This window comes from Paenibacillus sp. J22P277 (assembly GCF_059383675.1).
Genome location: NZ_JBXENS010000003.1, coordinates 431,736 through 452,847, shown reverse-complemented (window position 1 = coordinate 452,847; position 21,112 = coordinate 431,736). Strand labels below are relative to the sequence as shown.

The following is a 21,112-nucleotide window of genomic DNA, read 5'->3' as shown; positions in this document are numbered from 1 at the left end:
TCTTGTTTTTATTATAGCAAACATTTGTTCGTATGGAAACTATTATTTTTTTCCCTTACACTAGATTAATAGGAAATGCATATTGACGCAGACGAGCGCTATTCAAGCGGACAAGGAGAACCAATGATGATCAGAATATCGCAGTTATCGAAACAAATTCCGGGCGGGCCCAAGGTTCTCTCCGGCGTGACGTTCAATATAGAACCCGGCGAGTTCATCGCCGTCAAAGGCGCGAGCGGGAGCGGCAAATCCATGCTTTTGAAATGCTTGGCGCTGAAGGAGAAGTGGACGGGCGGTTCGTACGTCGTCGACGGCGTCGATATCTTCGGCAAGGGCATCCAAGGCCGTTTGAAAGTCCGGCGTGAGATCGCTTACCTGGAAGAGAAGCCGACGCTCTACGGCAACCGGACGGCGCTCAAGAACGTGCTGATCGGCGCCGTTGGCCAAACGCCGTTCTGGCGCAGGATGTCCGGCATGGTCCGCAACGACGATTACATGGGCGCGATGGACATGATCGAGAAGATGGGCCTCCTCGACAAAGCCCACCAGAAAGGCGACAAGCTAAGTGGCGGCGAGAAGCAGCGCATCGCGATGGCGAGGGCGCTCGCGCACGGGGCTAAGACGCTGCTGGTCGACGAGCCCGTGTCGGGTCTCGATCCGCATGCGGCCGAGCAGGTCCTCTCGGACCTCAAGAGAATGTGCCGGATCCAGGACGTGTCCGTCGTAGCCGTCATGCACCAAGGGGATTGGGCCGAACGGTTCGCGGACCGCATCATCGGCTTGAACAACGGCGAGATCGTGCTCGACATCAAAGGCCGTAGAATGACGGAAAGGGAGAAAAACCTGTTGTGACCGCGAACTCCGACCGTCATGCGAACGAAAACGAATCTGCGCATCCGATCGGATTGCGGCTCATCCGGGCGAACGAGCTGGATGCGGCGCATGCGCTCGAGCTGGCTTGTTATCCGCCGGAGGCTGCGGCAAGCCGGGACGCCTTCGCTTTTCGGCAGCAACATTTCCCGGGCTATTTCTGGTCCGCTTGGGAGAACGGCGCGTTGATCGGCCTCGCTTGCGGCGTGCGGACGGCCGAGGAAAGCAGCGATTCGGATCATGTCAAAGGCGCGCACGGCGCCGAATCGGACGGACCGTTCCTCTGCGTGCTGTCCGTGGCTGTAGACATCGGGCACAGGAGGCGCGGCATCGGACAAGCGCTCATGGAAGCGCTTATCCGCCGGGCGGCGTCCGATAGGCTGGAAGCGGCCGTGCTCATGTGCGAAGAGCATCTGATCGGCTTTTACGAGAGGCTCGGCTTCCAATACGCGGGACGATCGGCTTCCGAACACGGCGGCATCCGGTGGCATGAAATGAAGCTTCGGCTGGCATAACCGGCACGCGAACGAATACGGATGTCAATGGCGGCGGGAATGCGGCATAGAATGGAACATCAACCTAAATAGGCAGGTGTTCCGTCATGGCGTTTCAATTCCAGTCCCCGGCCGTCATCCAATCCTCGCGGGTGGCGTTCCCGAAAGCCGAGCTCTATGTGCCTGTTGTGAACGGTCTTCATAATACGGCGCGCAACGCGATCAACAACAAAATCCGCCAGACCGAGCGCCAGCTCGTTCAGGACCAAGGCGCGCTGACCGATCCGCGGGCGGAGATGATCGGTTATTTCGAGATCAAGACGAACGAAAAGAACGTGCTCAGCCTTTCCCTCTTCAACTATGCGTATACCGGCGGAGCGCACGGCTTGACGCTTCAGGAGTCGCTCACGTTCGATTCGGGAACGGGGAAGCTCTATACCCTCGCGGAGCTGTTCAAGCCGGGAAGCGATTACGCGAAGCGATTGTCCGATCTAATCCGGGCTCAGATCGCGGAACGGCAGATCGAGACATTCGAGCCGTTCAAGACGATCCGTCCGGATCAACCGTTCTACATCGCGGACCGTTCCTTGGTCATTTACTTCGCGCTTTACGAAATTACGCCTTACGCTTACGGCTTCCCGTATTTTCCGATTTCCGTATACGACCTGAGCGACATCGTCAATCCGAACGGACCGCTCGGCAGGATGGACGTGAACGATTAACCGACAGAAGGAGATTCCTATGATTTATGTTCTCATTGTGCTGCTTGTCTGTATCGGCGCTTTTTTCTATCGGAGGCAGCGACAGCGCGAGAACAGCAAGCCGGTTCTGGTCAAGCATGAGCCGATCCCGCCATTACGCATCAAGCCGTGGGAAGAACAAGCCGAAGACGACGCGGGAGACGGCCAAGCGTTCGGCGCTTGCCCCGGAACCGTGCTTATCGTGGACGATCAGCCGTTGATCCGCATGATGCTGAGGGAGCTGCTCGAGCAGGACGGGGTCACGGTGATCGAAGCGCCCGACGGCGGTTCGGCGATCGAGGCAGTACGAAAGCACTGCGTCGACTACGTGCTGCTGGATTTGAAATTGCCGGATATGAGCGGCATCGAAGCGTTGAAGGGCATGCGCCGAATCAACGATTCCGTCTCCGTGGCGTTGATGACGGGCTTCGGAAGTCCGGAGCAGCTGGCCGAAGCCGAGCTGCTCGGGGTCAAGACGTACTTCATGAAGCCGTTCGATCTCCAAAACGTGAAGAAACATGTTATGAACAGCCTGAAGAAGGTGAAATACAAAGAAGGGGAAGTGTCCTGATCCGCCCGGCTTCACGATCCGCATACTCCGCTGGCAGAGCTTCTGCCGGCGTTTTTTTATGGCAGGGAGAGGTGCCCGATCGGATCTGCGATTGGTTCTGTCGGCCCGCGGCATGGCAGCACGGGCGCCGCGCGGGAGAACGAAGCGCGCTAGCGGTCGTCGCTCGATCCGTGGCTCTCGGCCAATAAGCGCGGCGTCGCTCGATCCGCGGCTTCCGGCGAAGGTACCGGGAAAGTCATCGGGGGCTTTTTCCCGATGCGTGTGCTGAGGGATTCGGACGCCTCATAAAGTCAAATAGGGGGTGCCGGCATGATTCTGCTGTGGATGGGTTGCGCGGTTTTTGCCGCGGTATGCGGGCTGTCGCTCTTCTTGGCGCGGGTCGCGGAAGGGAATATGAAGCAGTCGCTGCACCAGCCGCTGCTTGAGCATACCGCTTACGTGCGCTATATGCGCGACAAACACGATTTGAACGGCTTGGGCTTCGCGCAACAGCTGACGAGGCATATGGGCGGACTGTCGTCGTTCGGATTGTCGTTCTCGTCCTTGTCGCTGATCGGGGGCGCCGTGTTTCTGCTCGGGCCGGCCATCGCGTCCGGCGGGCCGGCGATCATCGGGTTCGGATGGCCCGTGCTCGGCTTGTTCGGCTTGCTCACGGCCTGTTCCGTCGCGGCGTTCGCCTCCGCGGTGCCGACGGCGGGAGGCTGTTACCATTGGGCGCTGGCTTCGGGAGGGCGGCGGTCCGGGTTATGGTCCGGCTGGCTGCATCTCCTCGGATCTGGCGCGATGCTCATGACCATGAATCTCTGGCTCGCGGACTGGATGTGCCGGAACATCGAACGGCATCTGGGCTATACCGGCGGTACGGGTTTATTTTATATCGTGCTGGTCATGCTGTTCGTTACGCAGGCGGCGGTTAACGCGAGGGCCTTCCGCGCGCTGGGCCGGCTTCACTTCTGGACGGCCGGCTTTCAACTGCTGCTGTTCGTCGGTATCATCGCGATCCTCGCCGCCGTGGCCTGGCCGGGCGAGTATCCGTTTCAAATTCTGACCTACACGGCGATGGAGTGGAACCCGCTGCAAGGGGCCGCCGGGAGCGACGCGTCGTGGTTTCTGGGACTGATGCTGCTGCAGCGGATGTTTCTCGGCATCGGCGAAGGCGCGCAGTCCGGGGAAGAGACGAGAGATCCGCGCATCACCGTGCCTTGGTCGATTTATTTGTCCGCCGCCGCGCTGGCGATCTTCGGCTTTATCCTGTTCGCGTTCATCGCCGTTCATGCCAAAACCGGAGCGGAGGGTTTGACGGCTTTGCCGGGTATCGGCGATTGGCTGGTCGACGTATGGGACAAATGGGGAGCCGCAGGCTCGGTGCTGTTCTTCGTCCTCGCCGCGCTGCTCGCATGGGCGAACGGCATGTCGACGATGGCGTCCGCGTCGAGAACGCTCTTCGCGATGGCGCGGGACGAGTCGGTGCCCGCAGCCGGCAAACTGGCAGCCGTCTCCGAGCAGTACCGCTCGCCGGTTGTCGCGCTGCTGACGGTAACGATCGGGACGGGAGGCATCGCGTTGCTGCTGGCGATCGCGGCTTCGCCCGCCTCGCTTCCAGCGCTGATCGTTCAGCTGATCTTGATCAGCATCGCGGCCGTGCACGCGGCCTATGCCATCCCGGTCGGCGGGAAGCTGAGGGAAGCCTATGCGACCGTCAGAGGGATAAGAGGACAGCCGGGATCCCGAAAGCGAAACAAGCTGAACGGACCGTGGGCCTTGGGGAAGTACGGAACCGGCATCGACACGGTCACGGTCTGCTGGCTCGGGGGAAGCGCGCTGCTCGCGGTCGTCCTTTTGAAACCGATCGCGCTCATAGTCCTGGCCTCATGCCTGCTCGCGGCAGCGGTCGTCGTCGAAAGGACGCAGCGCAGCCTGAGACGAAAAACGCCCGTCAAGATCGTGGGCTCGATGCGCTTCAGCAGACGAACGATCGACGAATGTATCAGAATAGAAAGAAAATTTCCACAATGATGGATTTGCCGCCTGCGGCTCGCGGCAGCGTCGGAGGGACGGGAAATGAAAGGCATCCGGCGGGGAAATAGTCGTCCGCGCCGCGCGATCATTTCCCGGGGAAGCGCAGAAAGCAACACAATCAGCGGGCATTCGACACTTACTGTAGCATCCTGGCTGTTCGCGCAGGCCGATCACGCCTTGATGCCGTTAAACGTTGCCAACCCTAAGCGCAGCGCGTATAATTTCGGTAATAAAACGCACAGCCGGAGGTCGGGAAATGGAACTCGGAACGTTATTATCGCTCAATGTATCCAAGCTGGAAACGGTGCCGTTCGGCAAAAAGGAAGTCATCACGGGCATCAACAAAAAGCCGTTCGACGGTTCGCTCGACTTGAGCGCGACGGGCCTGACCGGCGACGCGCAGGGCGATCTCGTGTACCACGGCGGCGTCGATAAAGCGGTATGCGTCTACAGCGCCGTCCATTTTCCCTATTGGGCGGAGCAATGGGGGCGTCCCGTATCGGCGGGCGACTTCGGCGAGAATTTTACCGTGTCGGCGCTGACGGAGCATTCGCTGTGCATCGGCGACGTCGTTGCCGTCGGACAAGCCCTGCTGCAGGTCAGCCAGCCGCGGCAGCCGTGTTACAAGCTCGGCATGAAGCACGGTTTGCCATCGCTGCAGCTGGACGTGCAGGAGACCGGGTTTACGGGGTTTTATTTCCGGGTGCTGGAGGAAGGGGCCGTCGCGCAGGGGGATCTATTGACGCTGCGGCAGCGCCATGAAGCGGGCGTCAGCGTGGCGGAAGCGAACCGCGTCATGCACCGGGATCAGCGGGACCGCGACGGAATCGTCAAGCTGCTCGGCGTGCCCGAGCTTTCCGAGAGCTGGCGGCACACGCTCGGCAAACGATTGTCCAGGCTGGACGGCGAGGCCGGATGAAGGAGGATGGCGGTTCGAGATGACGGGACAGACAAGCGATTTTGCCGCTATCGCCGGCCATTATTCGTTGCGGGAGCCGCTGCGCATCGAACGGGAAGAAACGGGCATGAACAATACGACGCGGATGATCTATGCCGGCGATGAGCGGTACGTGCTCCGCGTCTACGACAATCACCGCGACCGCGCGATCGCGGGCGCCGAGCATGCGATACTGTCGGCGCTGCAGCGGGCGGGACTCTCCTTTCGAGTCCCGGCGCCCGTATCCAACCGGGACGGCGCGACGATCACGGAAGCGCCGGACGGCAAGCTCGCCGCGGTATTCGGCTACATCGCCGGTCGGCGTCCTTCTCCCGAATCCGGCGCGCATGTCGAGGGCTTGGGCCGGGCGGCGGGCGAATTGACGCTCGCGCTTGCTTCATTGAACCCGGATGCGCATGTGGCGCCGGCGTATAAGCCTTACTATGACTTCGAGGAAACGCATGCCGCGATGAACGAAGCGGCGGTCAAGGCGCTGTGCGAATCGTCGCCCAAGCTGGCGGAACACGCCGCAAAGGCAGCGTCGCTGCTGGAAACGAGACGACGGTTAACGGCATTAACCGAGCGGTTCAAGGCGCTCCCGCAGCAGTGGATTCACGGCGATATCGTATTCGCGAACGCGCTTGCGGACGGCGATGCGATCGCGGGTCTGCTGGACTTCGAGTTCTGCGCGGTCGATGCCAGGGCCATGGAGCCGGCGGTCGTGCTGGCCGAATTTCCCGGCGAGGACGATGCGCTGGCGCTGAATCGGATGAGGCGGTTTTGCCGCGGCTACGGGTCGAAAGCAAGGCTGGGCGCGGAAGAGATCCGGCTGCTGCCCGACCTGATGCAGCTGCGCATGATGGACGTCTGGCTGCATTTCGCGGGACGGCTGGCCGAAGGCTTGGATCCCGAGCGCGTCTGGCTGCAAGAGACCGAGCGCGTATCGTTCGCATGCGGATGGATCGACCGCCATCGTCCGCGATTGGACGTCCTGTTCGCGGCGATGGCCGAGCGGCAGACTGCCATCTAAGCGCGCTGCGGCCAAGCCCGGCGGATCATTCTTTGCGATAAAGAATGATCCGCCGGGCTTTTGTCATATAAATGTTACATGATGAAGCTTAACGCGCCCCCGCTCCCGGAGGCGCCGCAGGAGGGGAATGCGTGGATGAAAAGCACGGCCGAGCAACTCGGCTACGGGCCGAAGGACCGCCTCTTGATCATTAACGCGGACGATTTCGGGGTGTGCCATTCGACCAATGGCGGGATTCAGAAACTGATGGAGGAACGGACGGTGTCGTCCGCCACGATCATGATGCCCTGCGCGTGGGCGCGGGAAGCCGCGCAGTGGAGCGCATCGCATTCCCGGCTCGACGTCGGGGTGCATCTGACGTTCACGAGCGAATGGGACGCGATGAAATGGGGGCCGGTGTACCGCGGCGGCCCGACGCAATCGTTGACGACGGCGGAAAGTTATTTTCACAAGGACGCCAAGACGTTCGAGCGGCGCGCGGAAGCCGCGCAGGTGAAGCAGGAAATCGTCGCGCAGATCGAAATGGCGCTGACGCTCGGCATCGACGTCACGCATGCCGACAACCACATGGGCAGCCTGTACGGCCTCCAGACGGGAAGGGATTTCCTGAGCGAGACGTTCGACGCCTGCGCCCATTACGGCCTGCCGTTCCGGCTGCCGCGATACCTGCTGCTCGAAAGCGGCCTGCCGGCGCCGCCCGAGCTCGCGGGCCAGGCCATGAAGCAGGCCGAAGCGGCCGCGAGCAAAGGCGTCCTGGTGCTGGACTATCTCGTGGGCCTGCCGTTTCGCTCCGCCCCCAAGGAAACCTACGCGCAGTTCAAAGCGCAGATGATCGCGCTCATCAAACGGTTGAAGCCGGGGGTGACGGAGATCATCATCCATCCGTCCTTCGTCACCGACGAGCTGGCCGCCTTCCACGGCGAACCGCTTCGCCGGGGAATGGAGCTGGATATTTTCCGCGACGCGGAGGTGCAGGAGGCGCTTCGGCAAGAAAGCATCATCCCAATCGGCTGGCGCGAACTAAGACAGCATCAACGCAAGCGCAGTACGCCGTAACGCGCGGATCGACAAGGCGGAACGCCGCTGTTCCAGCCTTGTTCCCCGGCCGCGGACAAGCTGTACTATCACAGAAGGCCGAACAAATTGGCTGTATTACTCTTTTTCATTCCCTGTTCTGGAAATAAACGCTATTCGCCGTCCCGTACTAGTGATATACTGACTGTTGTGAAAATAAAAAGTATTCAGTTAATTCGGGAAGGGAGTGGAGCAAGTGGCAATACTTCCAAAGCAGAATGACCTGGGATTCTTTGAAATTCGACTGGAATCGATCGGCGGGCTGGGGGCCAACCTGGCGGGGAAAATGTTAGCTGAGGCGGGCGTAGTTGGAAGCGGTTTCAATGGCGTGAGCTTCTCTTCTTACGGGTCGGAGAAGAAGGGTTCGCCGGTCAAGGCGCATATCCGGTTTTGCGACCTGGAGACGAATATCCGCGATACGACGCCGGTCGAGCGTCCGCATATCGTCGGCGTTTTCCACGAAAACCTGTCCAAGACGGTCAATGTCATCAGCGGGATCTACGCGGACAGCGTCGTCTTGGTCAATTCCTCCAAAACGACGGAGCAGCTGAAGGAGAAAATCAAGCTGTCCGCGGGGACCCTTGCCGTCGTCGACGCGACAGGGATCGCGCTCGAAGAAAACAACCGCGTCAACATGGCGATGCTCGGAGGCTTGTTCCGGCTTTGCGACTTCCTGGATTTCGAACATATGAAGGGCATTATCCGCAAATCGCTGGAGAAGAAATACCCGCAGGCGGTCGATCCGGCGCTGCGCACGTTCCAGCGCGGCTACGACGAGGTGCAATTCCAGACGTTCGCGCTGCCCGAAGGAATCGCGATGCCGCAACCGACGCGCTGGGACATTCCCGCCCTCGGCTACCAGACGCAGCCGATCGGGGGCATGATCGTCAACCCCGGCAACAGCGTGCTGAAGGATCTGAGCATCTCGCGCCAAGGCATGATGCCGCATTTCGACGAGGAAAAATGCATCCACTGCGCGGCCTGCGACACGGCCTGCCCGGATTTCTGCTTCGTCTGGGACGAACAGCCGGACAAGAAGGGCCGCCCGCAGATGTTCCTGCAGGGCATCGATTATCAATATTGCAAGGGTTGCTTGAAATGCGTCGTCGCCTGTCCGACCGAAGCGCTCGCTTCCGAACGCGAAACGGACGGCTACGGCGACGATCACCGGGTCGCGCACAGATTTAATTGGGCATCAGCGAATTAACGTCGTGTTTTCCGCGCACGAAAGAGAGGAGCTTTCACATGGCCATCGATATCAACAAAGAAGTGAGCACGGGTACGGTCGAGCAGCGAATGGTGTACGAGTCGGGCAATGAAATGGCCGCCTATGCGGCGCATCAAATCAATTACCACGTCATGGGTTATTTTCCGATATCGCCGTCGACGGAGGTCGCGCAGTTCCTCGATCTCATGAAAGCGAACGGCCAGCACGACATCAAGCTCATACCGGCCGACGGCGAGCATGGTTCCGCGGGGATCTGCTACGGCGCTTCGGCCGCCGGCGGCCGGGTGTTCAACGCGACGAGCTCGAACGGCTACCTGTACATGCTGGAGCAAATGCCGGTCCAGTCGGGGACGCGCTTTCCGATGGTCATGAACCTGGTGTGCCGGTCCGTGTCGGGACCGCTGGACATTCACGGCGATCACTCCGACCTGTACTTCGCCCTCAATACCGGCTGGCCGATATTGATGTGCCGCGACCCTCAGGCGGTGTACGACATGAACATCATCGCGCTGAAGCTCGCGGAGGATCCGGAGGTCAGGCTGCCGGTGCTCGTGGCGTCCGACGGCTACTTCACGTCCCACCAGAAGCGGCGCGTGCAGACGTTCGCGCACCGCGCGGACGTGCATGCGTTCGTCGGAGAGCACTCTCCGGAAGGGTTCAAGCACGTGCTCGACCGCAACAATCCGATCACCGTCGGCCCGTACATGAACGAGCCCGACTATATCAACAACTGCTACCAGCAATCCATAGCCATGTATAAGGCTTCGGAAGTATTCGACCGGATCCGCCAGGAATACGCCGCGCTGACCGGCCGCGACTATCCGATTCTCGATCAGTACCGGATGGATGACGCCGAGGTGGCGGTGTTCCTGATGAACTCGGCTTCCGAGATCATCAAGGACGTGGTCGACCAGCTGCGCGCCAAAGGCATCAAGGCCGGCTCGGTCGCGCCGAACATCATTCGCCCGTTCCCGGCGAAGGAGATCGCGGAGGCTCTTCGCGGCGTCAAAGCCGTCACGATCGGCGACCGCGCCGATTCCTACGGCGGACATGGCGGCAACATGACGAACGAGATCAAGGCGGCGCTGTTCACGCACGGCGCGAAGGATACGCTCGTCATCAGCCGGATTTACGGTCTCGGCGGCAAGGATTTCTATGCCGAGGACGGCCATCATCTGTTCGAGCTTGCCATCGAAGCCGCGAACGCCGGCAAGGTCGACGTGCCGTTCGATTATTGGGGCCATACGCCGGGCGACCCCGACAAGGCGCCGAAGCGCGTGCTCGAACCGCTTCGTTACGAGGACCTGAAGACCGGCCTGATCACGGTCGACCGCGACGAGGCGACCGGCAAGCTGAAGGTCAAGGTGCCGCCGGTCCGCCAGCTGACGAAGAAGCCGAAACGGCTGGCGCCTGGTCACGGCGCATGCCCGGGCTGCGGCATTTTCTCCGGGCTCGAGTTGTTCTTCAAGGGCATCGAGGGCGATATCGTGGCGCTTTATCAAACGGGCTGCGCGATGGTCGTCACGACGGGCTTTCCGTATTCCTCGCATAAGGCGACTTACATCCACAATCTGTTCCAGAACGGCGCGGCCACCTTGTCCGGCGTCGTCGAGATGTTCTGGGAGCGCAAGCGCCGCGGCGAGCTGGACCAATACGGCCTGAAGGACGATTTCACGTTCGTGATGATCACCGGCGACGGCGGCATGGACATCGGCATGGGGCCGGCGATCGGCAGCGCGCTGCGCAACCACAAGATGATCATTCTCGAGTACGATAACGAAGGCTACATGAACACGGGGGCGCAGCTGTCGTACTCGACGCCGCTCGGCCACCGCACATCGACGTCCAACGTCGGCAAGCATCAAGGCGGCAAGCTGTTCCATCACAAGGACACGGCGCAAATCATGGCGGCCACGAACATCCCGTACGTGTTCACCGGCTCGGAATCGCTGCCGCAGGATCTGCTTCGCAAAGCGGCGAAAGCCCAGTACTACGCGCAGAACGTCGGTCTCGTCTACGGGAAGATTCTCATTTCCTGTCCGCTTAACTGGCTGTCCGAGGAGAAGATCGGGCAAACCTTGATCGACGAAGCCGTCAACACCTGCTTCTTCCCGATGTACGAGGTGGAAGAGGGCGTCACGACGATCACCTTCAATCCCGAAGAAAAAGGCAAGCGCATCCCGCTCGGCGACTGGCTCAAGAACATGGGCAAGACGAAGCACATGACCCGTCCGGAATACGCCGAAGCGCTCAAGTCGTTCGAGGACGAAGTGGAACGCCGCTGGCTGCGGCTGAAGGCGAAACACGAGAATATGTATCTCTAAACGGCTCGTAACACGAACAAGGCGCGGCGGCGCAAGTGCCGGGCCTTGTTTCGTTGTAGCCGCGCTAGACGCGGGGATCGGACGATTCCCGATGAAAGGAGTGGCCTCGCATGCCAACCGTTTTGCGTCACCGGATCTCCGGGGAGATCGCATGCGGCATGTTGAAGAACGTGTACGATTTCGCATATTATGGCGCGCTCTGGTGGGACGATAACGAGAAGGCGGAGGAGGAGTCCGCATCGGCGCTGGCGCTGGCCGGATACGAGGACGATTCCGGCTGGGACGCGCTCGAGGTCAGGGAGGAGCGGCTCAAGCTGTTCAACGTCAAGCTCAACAACGACCGCGGACGCAGGCTGCTTCTCCAATCCGACGGCACGGTCACCGTCATCAGAAGCTAGAGCGCATAACTGCGGGAGGTCGGGAAAACCATGCAAGCAGCTGATCAGGAGGATTATTTCGCGCGTTTGCGGGAACTGCGTTCGGCGGCCGACGTCGAGACGCTCGGGGAAACGCTGCGGCAGGCGGGCTTCACGCCGATGAGGCGATTTCTCGATGAATTTCGGCACTATCTCCGGACTTTCGAGGAGGCGGATTGCGACACGGCCGCATCCCTGCTCGCGCGCGCGATGGAAGCCGTCCCGGAGCCGGGGCGGATCAGCCCGTCTTGGACGTACATATGGCGCGAATACGGCGGCATCGTCCGCATGAAGGCCGAGATTTTTCGGGACGTTCCGAGACGGGACCGCGAAGGGGAGTGGCAGGTGCTGCTCGACAATCCGTATTCCAATCAAAATATCGCCGTTTACCCGGGCCTTGCCTTTATCGAGGCGGCGTATATGTTCGCGTACTTCCGGACGGAGCTGGCGAACAACGAGTACATCCGGCTGCAGAAGATCGCGACCGTCATTGCCTGCACGGGCGCGGACACCGACGGCATCCGGCCGATCGCGAGCCTGTAGCGCCCGGCGCGGGGCACCCAAAAGGCTTTGATTCCCGCAGCCGAAGGACGGCGCCGGAATCAAAGCCTTTATGCTTGCGAACGGGAGGGGACTTTGCCCGAGCGGATCAGATGCGCGGCGATCTTGCGTCCGTGGAAACGGCCGGATTCGATGAAGATTTCGTTCGCTTCGTAGCGCGAGGCGACGACGCCGGCCAAGTAGATGCCCGGGACGTTGCTCTCCATCGTCTCGTCGTCGAAGGTCGGGAAGCCTTCCTCCTCCATCGTCACGCCGGCGGCGTTCAAGAACGCGCGGTCGGGATGGAAGCCGGTCAGCGCCAGCACGAAATCGTTCGCCAGCTCCTCGCGTTCTCCCGCGCGCTCGATCGTGACGCTGCGCGGGCCGATCCGCACGACCCGGGATCCGAGGCGCATGCCGATCCGCCCTTTGTTCACGAGGCCTTCGAATATCGGACGAACCCAGGGCTTGATGCTCGAAGAGTACTGCTCGCCGCGGTAGACGACGGTGACCTCCGCGCCGACGCGTTCCAGCTCGAGCGCCGCGTCGATGGCCGAGTTGCTCCCGCCGATGATGGCGACCTTCATGCCGGTGTACGGATGCGCTTCGCGGAAGAAATGGGTGACCTTGTCCATCTCTTCGCCCGGAATGCCCAGTACGTTGGGGTGATCGAAATAACCTGTCGCCACGATGACGGTGCCCGCGCGGTATTGCCGGGCTTCGCCGAAGCGGTCGCGGCTGCGCAGGAGGAAGGCGCCGTCCGGCTGGCGCTCGACGGCTTCGACCGTCTCGTAGGCGTGGATGCGCACGTTCCGCCGCAGCGCGATGCTGCGGTAATAGTTGAGCGCTTCCAGTCGCGACGGCTTCTCGTTCGCCGTCGTGAACGGGACGTCGGCGATTTCGAGATTGACCGGCGTGCTGAAGAAGTTCATGTAAGTCGGGTATTGCGAGATGGAATGGACGACGTTCCGTTTCTCGACGATGAGCGGTTCGAGACCGATCGCTTGCAGCTCGATCGCCGCGGCGAGCCCGCAGGGACCGGCTCCGATGATGATGACGCGCTCGTCAGGCATGCGCATAACAATATCAACTCCAATATTCATTTGAGGCCAACGACGGGAATATCTATTATTCTAACATATCCTCGCGGCCCGGCGCTCGAAGGCCGCTCGGCGCCGGGGGAGCGCGACACGAGCGGATTCAACCATTTGGCTATGTGCCCGCGGGAACAATTTGTTGTATAATAAGCTAACGCTGCTTGAAGGGGGAGATAGAATGCGACGGCGATTTGTGATAGAAGCCGTAATGGTTGCAACATATGGTCAATTGCTCGTGCCAAGCCGGCCGGTCGATTTTGTCTTGCCGTATTCGACGATTATGGAGCTGTACGATATGAAGGACGGTTCGGAGCCCGTCATGGACGATCCGGAAGACGATAAGCACGTGAAGAACAAGATACAGGAGCTGATCGCGTTCTTCGAGGATCCGTTCAACCGCAAGAAGATCGAGCGTTCGCTGCAAATGCCGTGGCGCGAGAGCTCGCCGCTGCTGCTCAGCGACATGGTGCAGTTCACGGTCGTGCACGCGGTGGACAACGCCCAGTACGGCGAGTATTTCGACCCGATCGAGACGGAGCTGCTGCTGACGTCCATGAAGCTGAGCGTGCCGCTGCTGTCGGATCAATTCGAATTCCAGGATAAGCTGCTGGAAGCGGAAGTACCCGTGCAAGTGTACGATATCGAGGACTACGAGTTCGCGGTGGAACAGGGCATCACCGCTGCCGATTTCGAATCTTCCCGCGACCTGTAGGGGTTTTGTCGCATATGGGTATTTGTGGGTGTTTTGAGAATATGCGCCTAAAATAAACAATATTTTTCAGCGGAGCCTCTTGCGCGCCGCTGGAAGTGATGATAAGATTTGGATGTTCCAAACGAACGATAACGACGATAAGGAGGGCGATGGATATGATTTATTTTGCGAATGACATGCGCATGCCGAAAATGAATCCGATCCATCGGCCCGACTTCTTGCTGCGCATGAGACAGCTGTAACCAGCTGCCCTGTTCCGCGCGCGTAAGGAGACTTTGAGCCATGCGGCTCGGAGTCTCCTTTTTTGTTGTCGTCCCGTCGGTACCGGTCGTTGATAAAGGAGGAGTGCGGGCAATGAACGTCGTAATGCTGCGCTTGTTGAAGTATTTGCGTCCAAGCGCGAAGTGGGTCGTGCTGTCGACCCTGCTGCTGGTGTTCGGCACGCTTGTCGACCTGGTGGCGCCTTGGCTGCTCAAAGAAGTATTCGATAAGGGGATCGCAAACAAAAACGTAACCGTGATCTTGGGCTTCACGCTGGCGCTCGCCGGCATTCAAGTGGCGAAGAGCGTCGCGATGTACGCGCAGAGCCGGTCGCAGGAGCTGGTGGGGCAGAATGTCGTCTTCAAGCTCCGGGAAGAGATGTACGACCATCTGCAGCGGCTGTCGTTCGGCTACTACGACAAAGCGCAGACCGGCCAGCTCATGTCGAGAATGACCGGCGACATCGAATCTGTCAAGAACTTCATCGGTTTCGGCGCCATGTCCATGTTCACGGGCGCGCTGACCTTCGTCGGGACGATCGGCTTCATGCTTGCCATGCAATGGCAGGTTACGCTGCTCAGCATGGCAACCGTGCCGCTGCTGATGTTCGCGCTGTACCGGTTCAACAAGAAGGTCGGTCCGGCATGGGGCCAGGTCAGGGAGCAGATGGGGAAATTAACGACGACGCTGCAGGAGAACATCTCCGGGATTCGCGTCGTCAAGGCGTTCGCCCGGGAGAAAGCCGAGCAGCGCAAGTTCGAGGCACGCAACGATGACAACTTCGCGACGAACATGGAACGCGCCAAACTGGAGGCGGGCGCCTTCCCGCTGATGAATTTCTACGGCGGCATCGTGTTCGTCACGATGGTTTGGTTCGGCGCGCTGTACGTCGCCAAGGACGGGATGACTTTCGGCACGTTCATGGCGTTCCAATGGTACACCTGGGGCATCATCTGGCCGCTCAACATGCTCGGCTGGCAGATCAACATCATGCAGCAGGCGATGAAGGCCGCCCCGCGCGTATTCGAAGTACTGGATACGCCAGTCGATATCGCCGACGCGAAGGACGCGGGCGAGGACGTAGCCCGCATTCAAGGCAATGTGCTCTTCGACGGCGTCGCGTTTCATTTCGCGGACCAGGATCCGGAGAAGGAAGCCGGCGTGCTGGAGAATATCTCGCTCAGCGTGAAGCAGGGCGAAGTCGTCGCCGTGCTGGGCGCGACCGGCTCCGGCAAGAGCAGCCTGATCGCGCTCATGTCGCGGTTCTACGACGTCAGCCGGGGCAGGCTGCTCATCGACGGCGTGGACGTGAAGGATTACGAGCTCGACGGGCTTCGCCGCAAGATCGGCATCGTGCCGCAGGAGACGTTCCTCTTCTCGGCGACGATCCGCGAGAATATCGCGTACGGCGTGCCGGACGCGACGCAGGAGAGGATCGAATGGGCGGCGGGCAAAGCGCAGATCCATTCCTTCATCGAAGGCATGCCGTTCGGCTACGACACGATCATCGGCGAACGGGGCGTCGGGTTGTCCGGCGGCCAGCGCCAGCGCGTGGCGTTGGCGCGCGCGATCCTGATGGATCCGCCGATCCTCGTGTTGGACGAAGCGACGGCAAGCGTGGATACGGCGACGGAATCCGCGATCCACGAGGAGTTGCTGGACGTGATGAAAGGACGCACGACGTTCATCATCGCCCAGCGCCTCTCTTCCGTGAAGCGGGCGGACCGCATCATCGTGCTCGACCGCGGCCGGATCGTGCAGCAGGGCACGCACCGCGAGCTGTTCGCGCAGGAAGGCTTCTTTCGGAACCTGTTCCAATTGCAGGAAGCCGCTGCCTCGCGCTAATTCATTTACGTTATTAATTCCGAACTACAATCAATGATTCACGAGATCAAAGAGGGGGATGAAAGTGAGCCAGGTCGAATGGGATTCCGGCGAGGAGATCGAAGAAAAGCCGTTTAACCGCGCGTATCTGAAACGATTGTTCCGCTACGTGCTTCCTTACCGAAAGGTATTATCCTTCGTTATCGTCATCGTTTTGCTCAATATGGGACTCAGCCTGGCGGAGCCGCTGCTCGTCCGGTACATCATCGACAACGGGATCATGGAGAAGGATTTCATGATCATCAACATCCTAGGGGGCGTGCTGCTCGGATCCAAGGCGATCGGCTGGCTGCTCGGCTACCTGCACACGAAGATGATCAATTTCACGGGACAGCGCATCCTCTTCGACTTGCGCCAGCAGCTGTTCAATCATCTGCAGACCCTGTCGTTCCGGTTCTTCGACGGCAGGCCGGCGGGGAAGATCATGTCCCGGATCACGAACGACACGAACGCGATCGGCGAGCTCATCAACGGCGGCTTGATCACGATGGTCATGGAGTTCACGCATCTGGTGGGCATCGTCGCGATCCTGCTCTGGATGGACTGGAAGCTCGCGCTGCTTTCCTTCATTACATTGCCGCTGCTGTATATGATCGTCGGCTTGATGCAGCCGAAGATCGAGGGCTCCTGGTCGCATTCGCGCAAGACGATGTCGGCGATCAACGGCAACCTGAACGAAACGATCCAGGGCATCCGCGTCATCCAGGCTTTCTCGCGGCAGAAGGAAAACAGCCGGCGGTTCGAGCGTCTGAACAGCCGCAACAAGAACGCCTTCATGCGGGCGATCACGCTGGAGTCGATGGTCTGGCCGTCGGTCGAGATGATCGGCATGATCGGGACGTGCATCGTGCTCTGGTTCGGCGCGCGCTCCGTCATGGACGGGGCGCTGACGCTCGGTTTCATCATGGCGTTCATCAACTACTTATGGCGGTTCTGGGGACCGCTCAGCGCCTTGTCCAAAGTCTACAGCCAGGTCCTCTCGGCGATGGCCTCGGCCGAACGGATCTTCGAGATCCTGGACACCGAGCCGGAAGTGAAGGATCGCAAAGACGCCGCGGCCATGAAACGGATCCGGGGCGAGGTCGTCTTCGACAACGTATCGTTCCGCTATGCGGAGGATAAACCGGACGTGCTGCGGAACGTCAACCTGCGCATCGAGCCGGGTCAGCGCGTCGCGCTCGTCGGGCCCACCGGCGCCGGGAAGAGCACGATCGTCAATCTGCTCATGCGCTTCTATGACGCGACGGGCGGCCGGATTCTGATCGACGGCCAGGACGTGACGACGGTCACGCTTGAGTCGCTCCGGCGGCAGATGGGCATCGTACTGCAGGACTCGTTTATCTTTTCCGGCACGATCGAAGACAATCTGCGCTACGGCAACGAGGACGCTTCGGACGAGGCGCTGCGCCGCGCCGCGGAGAGCGTCCGGATCGACAACTTCGCGTCGCAGTTTGCGGACGGGTACGCCACGCAGGTCGAGGAGCGCGGCTCCAAGCTGTCCGTCGGCCAGCGCCAGCTGCTCGCCTTCGGCCGGGTGCTGCTGTCGGACCCGCGCATCCTGATTCTCGACGAAGCGACGTCCAGCGTCGATACCGAGACGGAGCAGCATATCCAAGCGGCGCTCCAGACGGTGCTGGAAGGACGCACGGCGTTCATTATCGCGCACCGGCTGTCCACCATTCGGGACGCGGACATCATTCTCGTCGTGAAGGACGGCCAAATATTCGAGCAGGGCTCGCACGACGAATTGATGCAGCAGGGCGGACTCTATAAGAAGCTGTATATGACGCAATACGAGATGCAGCAATCGCTGGCGATGCAGACGGGCGCATGATCGGAGGTTTATAGAGCAGTTCCCTTCCGATAGGAAGGGAGCTGCTTTTTCGCCTATGGGTTGGCAAGCCCGCAAACCGGGTAAACTGGATAAATGAATTGACATTCAGTCTTAAATTATATAAGCTTACAAGGAATTTTCAAATCTACAAAAACAGGAGATTGATTATGAAATTCAACATCAAATTTAAAGATTTTGCAGCGGCTGATGTGAATCCGGCAGCAGGTCTATATCATTTCGTCGTTACGATGTCCGATAATACGCAATGCCGCCTTATTTTCACGAAAAATCCGGACTGGAAGCTGATCGGCGTCAATCGCCTGCTGACGGTGCCTTGCCCGATCTGCAGAAGAGATTACTACTGCAACTGCATGTCCAGCTACGTGGAACAATTCGAGCGCGAAGTGCTGGATAACGAGCTGATTTCTTCCGTTCTTTAAATTCATCCGCTTATCCGGACAGCTGCCTCTTGCGCAAAGGCGGCTGTTTTTGCTATACTGCTCGCAATAAGCAAACAGGCCGATGATGAGATTCCAACTCGGAGGCGTTGCGTACGGAATGCGGCAAGCCCGCGTTCCGCCAAGCAGTCCGGCACCGCGCCGTTATCCGCGGAACCGAGAGAGTCGATCCTGGATCGACTAATTTGGGTGGCACCGCGAACGCGTTCTTCGTCCCATGGAAATGGGGCGGGAGCGCGTTTTTTTTGGCCCCGAAATGACGGATACGGGAGTGTTGACCATGTTGGACATCGGGTATATCAGGGAACGGGCGGAAGAGATTCAGCAAGCGGCGGACCGGAAGGGCATCGCGCTCTCGATCGGGGAGCTGCTGGCGGTCGACGACCGGCGGCGGGCGCTGCAGCGGGCAACGGAGTCGCTGCGCGCGGAGCGCAACCGCAACTCGAAGGCGATCCAGGGCTTGCTGCGCGAAGGGCGCGGGGACGAAGCGGAGCGGGCGAAAAAGGCAGCCGCTTCGGAGCTTGCGAAGCTGAAGGAGCTGGAGGAACGGTTCCGCCAGACGGAGCGTATGTACGACGTGCTGATGCTGCAGGTGCCGAATATCATCTCGCCCGACACGCCGGAAGGCGCGAGCGACCGCGATAACGTCGAGTTGCGCCGCGCCGGCGAGCTTCCGGCATTCGGCTTCGAGCCGCGCAGCCATGTACAGCTCGGCGAAGCGCTGGCGATCGTCGATATCGCGCGGGGGGTCAAAATCGGCGGCGCCCGGCAGTACGTGCTGAAGAACGCCGGGCTCCTGCTGCACCGCGCCGTGCAGCAGCTGGCGCTCGACCTGCTGCTGCGCAAAGGCTTCGACCTGCTCGACGTGCCGGTGCTGGTGAAGGAAGGGACGATGATCGCGACCGGCCATTTTCCCGGCAGCCGCGATCAGAGCTACGCGATCCACGGCGAGGACAAGTGGCTCGCCGGGACGTCGGAGGTGCCGCTCGTCTCGTATTACGGCGGCGAGATCGTGGATTTGGCCGCGGCGAAGCTGCTCGGGGCGGTCAGCGCCTGCTACCGGAGCGAGGTCGGTTCGGCCGGCAGGGACGTTCACGGCTTGTATCGCGTCCATCAATTCGCGAAGGTGGAGCAGGTGGTCGTTTGCCGGGCCGAGATGGCGGAAGGCCTAGCCTGGCTGGAACGGCTGACGGCCAACAGCGAGGAGCTGCTGGGGCTGCTCGAGTTGCCTTACCGCGTCGTGGCCGTCTGCGGCGGCGATCTGTCGCAGAAAAATTACAAGCAGTACGACATCGAGACCTGGATGCCGAGCCGGGACGGCTTCGGCGAGACGCACTCGGCGTCGCTGCTGCTCGATTTTCAGGCCAGGCGCTCGAATATCCGCTATCGGGACGGGGACGGAAGGCTGCGGCACGCGTATACGCTGAACAACACGATGGTCGCGAGCCCCCGGATTCTCATTCCGCTGCTCGAAAATCATCAGCGCGAGGACGGCTCGGTCCGCGTGCCTCCTGCCCTCCGGCCGTACATGCACGGCATCGCGGAGATCCGGCCCGTCCAATAAACGCTCCAAAAGGATGGCCCCTCGCCGGAAATGGAGGTATACTACTAAAGAAAGCACTTCCATTTCACTGGGAAACGAGAGGAGTACAGCGAGATGAACGTAGGAACTATCGCGCAAACGGCCAACGCGATCCGCGCTAACGTCGGGAAAGTCATCGTGGGCAAGGAAGAAATCGTGGATCAATTGATCATCGCTATTTTGGCCTCCGGACATGTCCTGCTAGAAGACGTGCCCGGAACGGGAAAAACGCTGCTCGCGAAGGCGGTGGCGAAGTCGATCGACGGCGAGTTCAAACGCATTCAATTTACGCCGGATCTGCTGCCTTCCGATCTGACGGGCATCCATTTCTACAATCAGAAGCTGGCGGAATTCGAGTTCCGGCCCGGTCCGCTGTTCGCCAATATCGTCTTGGCCGACGAGATCAACCGCGCCACCCCGCGCACGCAATCCAGCCTGCTGGAATGCATGGAGGAGCGCCAAGTGAGCATCGACGGCGAGACCCGTCTGCTCGGCCGGCCGTTTCTCGTCATCGCGACGCAGAACCCGATCGAGCAGCAGGGCACGTTTCCGCTGCCGGAAGCGCAGCTAGACCGGTTCCTGTTCAAGCTGAAAATGGGCTATCCGACGACGGACGAGGGCATCGCGATCATGAAGCGGTTCATGGCGGACAGCCCGCTGGAGCAGCTGGCTCCCGTCGTGACGACCGCGCAGATCGAGGAAGCCAAGGAGCAGTATACGGCCGTGCGGGTGACCGAAGAGTTGCTCGGCTACATACTGGCGATCGTGGAAGCGACGCGCAAGCATCCGGATGCGGCGCTAGGCGCGAGTCCGCGCAGCAGCCAGGCGCTGCTCCGCGCCTGCCAGGCCAGGGCGGCGATTCAGGGCAGGGACCATGTGCTGCCCGACGACGTGAAAGCGATGGCAGTGCCGGTGCTGGCGCACCGGATCGCGCTGCGCAGCGTGCAGCGGATGCGCGCGGACGCCGCCGAGAACGTCATCGGCGGCATCCTGGCAACGATCCCGGTGCCCGCCGACGCACCGCTCATCAGCCGAGCTTAA

General features: G+C 60.5%; 19 protein-coding genes. 18 read left to right on the top strand and 1 reads right to left on the bottom strand.

Annotation, left to right across the window (positions count from 1 at the left end):
- Nucleotides 1-126 precede the first annotated feature (126 nt).
- The 12 genes from AC50YL_RS11040 (at nucleotide 127) to AC50YL_RS10985 (ending at nucleotide 12,246) form a co-directional block, all read left to right on the top strand.
- Nucleotides 127-852 (top strand): phosphonate ABC transporter ATP-binding protein, encoded by a 726-nt coding sequence (locus AC50YL_RS11040; RefSeq protein ID WP_494832538.1) that lies wholly within the window; start codon nucleotides 127-129, stop codon nucleotides 850-852.
- Nucleotides 849-1,385 carry a GNAT family N-acetyltransferase gene (locus AC50YL_RS11035; protein ID WP_494831877.1) on the top strand — a complete coding sequence of 179 codons (537 nt, stop codon included), beginning with the start codon at nucleotides 849-851 and terminating at the stop codon, nucleotides 1,383-1,385. Before AC50YL_RS11040 ends, AC50YL_RS11035 begins: the two co-directional genes overlap by 4 nt.
- 86 nt (nucleotides 1,386-1,471) lie before the next feature.
- A complete protein-coding gene (locus AC50YL_RS11030) occupies nucleotides 1,472-2,086 on the top strand; it encodes a DUF3298 and DUF4163 domain-containing protein (RefSeq protein WP_494831875.1) in 615 nt (204 codons plus the stop codon).
- A gap of 19 nt (nucleotides 2,087-2,105) precedes the next feature.
- Nucleotides 2,106-2,675, top strand: coding sequence for a response regulator (locus AC50YL_RS11025; protein WP_494831869.1), 570 nt, complete (start codon nucleotides 2,106-2,108; stop codon nucleotides 2,673-2,675).
- 309 nt (nucleotides 2,676-2,984) lie between these two features.
- Complete coding sequence (locus tag AC50YL_RS11020; RefSeq protein WP_494831867.1) at nucleotides 2,985-4,691, top strand: APC family permease; 1,707 nt, start codon at nucleotides 2,985-2,987, stop codon at nucleotides 4,689-4,691.
- 259 nt (nucleotides 4,692-4,950) lie between these two features.
- The gene (locus AC50YL_RS11015) at nucleotides 4,951-5,613 is read left to right on the top strand and encodes an MOSC domain-containing protein (RefSeq protein WP_494831865.1); all 663 of its coding nucleotides are present in this window, start codon (nucleotides 4,951-4,953) and stop codon (nucleotides 5,611-5,613) included.
- Nucleotides 5,614-5,632: 19 nt separating this feature from the next.
- Nucleotides 5,633-6,661 (top strand): phosphotransferase, encoded by a 1,029-nt coding sequence (locus tag AC50YL_RS11010; RefSeq protein ID WP_494831863.1) that lies wholly within the window; start codon nucleotides 5,633-5,635, stop codon nucleotides 6,659-6,661.
- Nucleotides 6,662-6,796: 135 nt separating this feature from the next.
- On the top strand, nucleotides 6,797-7,717 hold the full coding sequence (locus AC50YL_RS11005; protein ID WP_494831861.1) for a polysaccharide deacetylase family protein: 921 nt from the start codon (nucleotides 6,797-6,799) through the stop codon (nucleotides 7,715-7,717).
- 214 nt (nucleotides 7,718-7,931) lie between these two features.
- On the top strand, nucleotides 7,932-8,942 hold the full coding sequence (locus AC50YL_RS11000) for a 2-oxoacid:acceptor oxidoreductase family protein (RefSeq protein WP_494831860.1): 1,011 nt from the start codon (nucleotides 7,932-7,934) through the stop codon (nucleotides 8,940-8,942).
- 38 nt (nucleotides 8,943-8,980) lie between these two features.
- Nucleotides 8,981-11,287 carry a thiamine pyrophosphate-dependent enzyme gene (locus tag AC50YL_RS10995; RefSeq protein ID WP_494831859.1) on the top strand — a complete coding sequence of 769 codons (2,307 nt, stop codon included), beginning with the start codon at nucleotides 8,981-8,983 and terminating at the stop codon, nucleotides 11,285-11,287.
- A 110-nt stretch (nucleotides 11,288-11,397) separates the two neighbouring features.
- Nucleotides 11,398-11,685, top strand: coding sequence for a hypothetical protein (locus AC50YL_RS10990; RefSeq protein WP_494831858.1), 288 nt, complete (start codon nucleotides 11,398-11,400; stop codon nucleotides 11,683-11,685).
- A 30-nt stretch (nucleotides 11,686-11,715) separates the two neighbouring features.
- Nucleotides 11,716-12,246: a hypothetical protein gene (locus tag AC50YL_RS10985; protein ID WP_494831857.1), complete on the top strand. Its 531-nt coding sequence runs from the start codon at nucleotides 11,716-11,718 to the stop codon at nucleotides 12,244-12,246.
- Nucleotides 12,247-12,314: 68 nt separating this feature from the next.
- Here AC50YL_RS10985 and AC50YL_RS10980 read toward each other — a convergent pair whose 3' ends face one another.
- The gene (locus tag AC50YL_RS10980; protein ID WP_494832536.1) at nucleotides 12,315-13,316 is read right to left on the bottom strand and encodes a YpdA family putative bacillithiol disulfide reductase; all 1,002 of its coding nucleotides are present in this window, start codon (nucleotides 13,314-13,316) and stop codon (nucleotides 12,315-12,317) included.
- Nucleotides 13,317-13,518: 202 nt separating this feature from the next.
- Here AC50YL_RS10980 and AC50YL_RS10975 point away from each other — a divergent pair, with 202 nt between their 5' ends.
- From AC50YL_RS10975 to AC50YL_RS10950, 6 genes are all read left to right on the top strand, one after another.
- The gene (locus AC50YL_RS10975) at nucleotides 13,519-14,052 is read left to right on the top strand and encodes an ADP-heptose synthase (protein ID WP_494831856.1); all 534 of its coding nucleotides are present in this window, start codon (nucleotides 13,519-13,521) and stop codon (nucleotides 14,050-14,052) included.
- 354 nt (nucleotides 14,053-14,406) lie between these two features.
- On the top strand, nucleotides 14,407-16,158 hold the full coding sequence (locus AC50YL_RS10970; RefSeq protein WP_494831855.1) for an ABC transporter ATP-binding protein: 1,752 nt from the start codon (nucleotides 14,407-14,409) through the stop codon (nucleotides 16,156-16,158).
- 64 nt (nucleotides 16,159-16,222) lie between these two features.
- Entirely contained in the window at nucleotides 16,223-18,031 is a 1,809-nt protein-coding gene (locus AC50YL_RS10965) for an ABC transporter ATP-binding protein (protein WP_494831854.1), read from the top strand.
- A gap of 167 nt (nucleotides 18,032-18,198) precedes the next feature.
- Entirely contained in the window at nucleotides 18,199-18,471 is a 273-nt protein-coding gene (locus AC50YL_RS10960) for a hypothetical protein (protein WP_161741877.1), read from the top strand.
- Nucleotides 18,472-18,769: 298 nt separating this feature from the next.
- Nucleotides 18,770-20,053 (top strand): serine--tRNA ligase, encoded by a 1,284-nt coding sequence (gene serS / locus AC50YL_RS10955; RefSeq protein WP_494831852.1) that lies wholly within the window; start codon nucleotides 18,770-18,772, stop codon nucleotides 20,051-20,053.
- A gap of 93 nt (nucleotides 20,054-20,146) precedes the next feature.
- On the top strand, nucleotides 20,147-21,112 hold the full coding sequence (locus AC50YL_RS10950; RefSeq protein ID WP_494831850.1) for an AAA family ATPase: 966 nt from the start codon (nucleotides 20,147-20,149) through the stop codon (nucleotides 21,110-21,112).

Coding starts and splice junctions, on each gene's coding strand:
- AC50YL_RS11040 (WP_494832538.1), top strand. CDS start 127: ATGATCAGAATATCGCAGTTATCGAAACAAATTCCGGGCGGGCCCAAG.
- AC50YL_RS11030 (WP_494831875.1), top strand. CDS start 1,472: ATGGCGTTTCAATTCCAGTCCCCGGCCGTCATCCAATCCTCGCGGGTG.
- AC50YL_RS11025 (WP_494831869.1), top strand. CDS start 2,106: ATGATTTATGTTCTCATTGTGCTGCTTGTCTGTATCGGCGCTTTTTTC.
- AC50YL_RS11020 (WP_494831867.1), top strand. CDS start 2,985: ATGATTCTGCTGTGGATGGGTTGCGCGGTTTTTGCCGCGGTATGCGGG.
- AC50YL_RS11015 (WP_494831865.1), top strand. CDS start 4,951: ATGGAACTCGGAACGTTATTATCGCTCAATGTATCCAAGCTGGAAACG.
- AC50YL_RS11010 (WP_494831863.1), top strand. CDS start 5,633: ATGACGGGACAGACAAGCGATTTTGCCGCTATCGCCGGCCATTATTCG.
- AC50YL_RS11005 (WP_494831861.1), top strand. CDS start 6,797: ATGAAAAGCACGGCCGAGCAACTCGGCTACGGGCCGAAGGACCGCCTC.
- AC50YL_RS10995 (WP_494831859.1), top strand. CDS start 8,981: ATGGCCATCGATATCAACAAAGAAGTGAGCACGGGTACGGTCGAGCAG.
- AC50YL_RS10990 (WP_494831858.1), top strand. CDS start 11,398: ATGCCAACCGTTTTGCGTCACCGGATCTCCGGGGAGATCGCATGCGGC.
- AC50YL_RS10985 (WP_494831857.1), top strand. CDS start 11,716: ATGCAAGCAGCTGATCAGGAGGATTATTTCGCGCGTTTGCGGGAACTG.
- AC50YL_RS10980 (WP_494832536.1), bottom strand. CDS start 13,316: ATGCCTGACGAGCGCGTCATCATCATCGGAGCCGGTCCCTGCGGGCTC.
- AC50YL_RS10975 (WP_494831856.1), top strand. CDS start 13,519: ATGCGACGGCGATTTGTGATAGAAGCCGTAATGGTTGCAACATATGGT.
- AC50YL_RS10970 (WP_494831855.1), top strand. CDS start 14,407: ATGAACGTCGTAATGCTGCGCTTGTTGAAGTATTTGCGTCCAAGCGCG.
- AC50YL_RS10960 (WP_161741877.1), top strand. CDS start 18,199: ATGAAATTCAACATCAAATTTAAAGATTTTGCAGCGGCTGATGTGAAT.
- serS (WP_494831852.1), top strand. CDS start 18,770: ATGTTGGACATCGGGTATATCAGGGAACGGGCGGAAGAGATTCAGCAA.
- AC50YL_RS10950 (WP_494831850.1), top strand. CDS start 20,147: ATGAACGTAGGAACTATCGCGCAAACGGCCAACGCGATCCGCGCTAAC.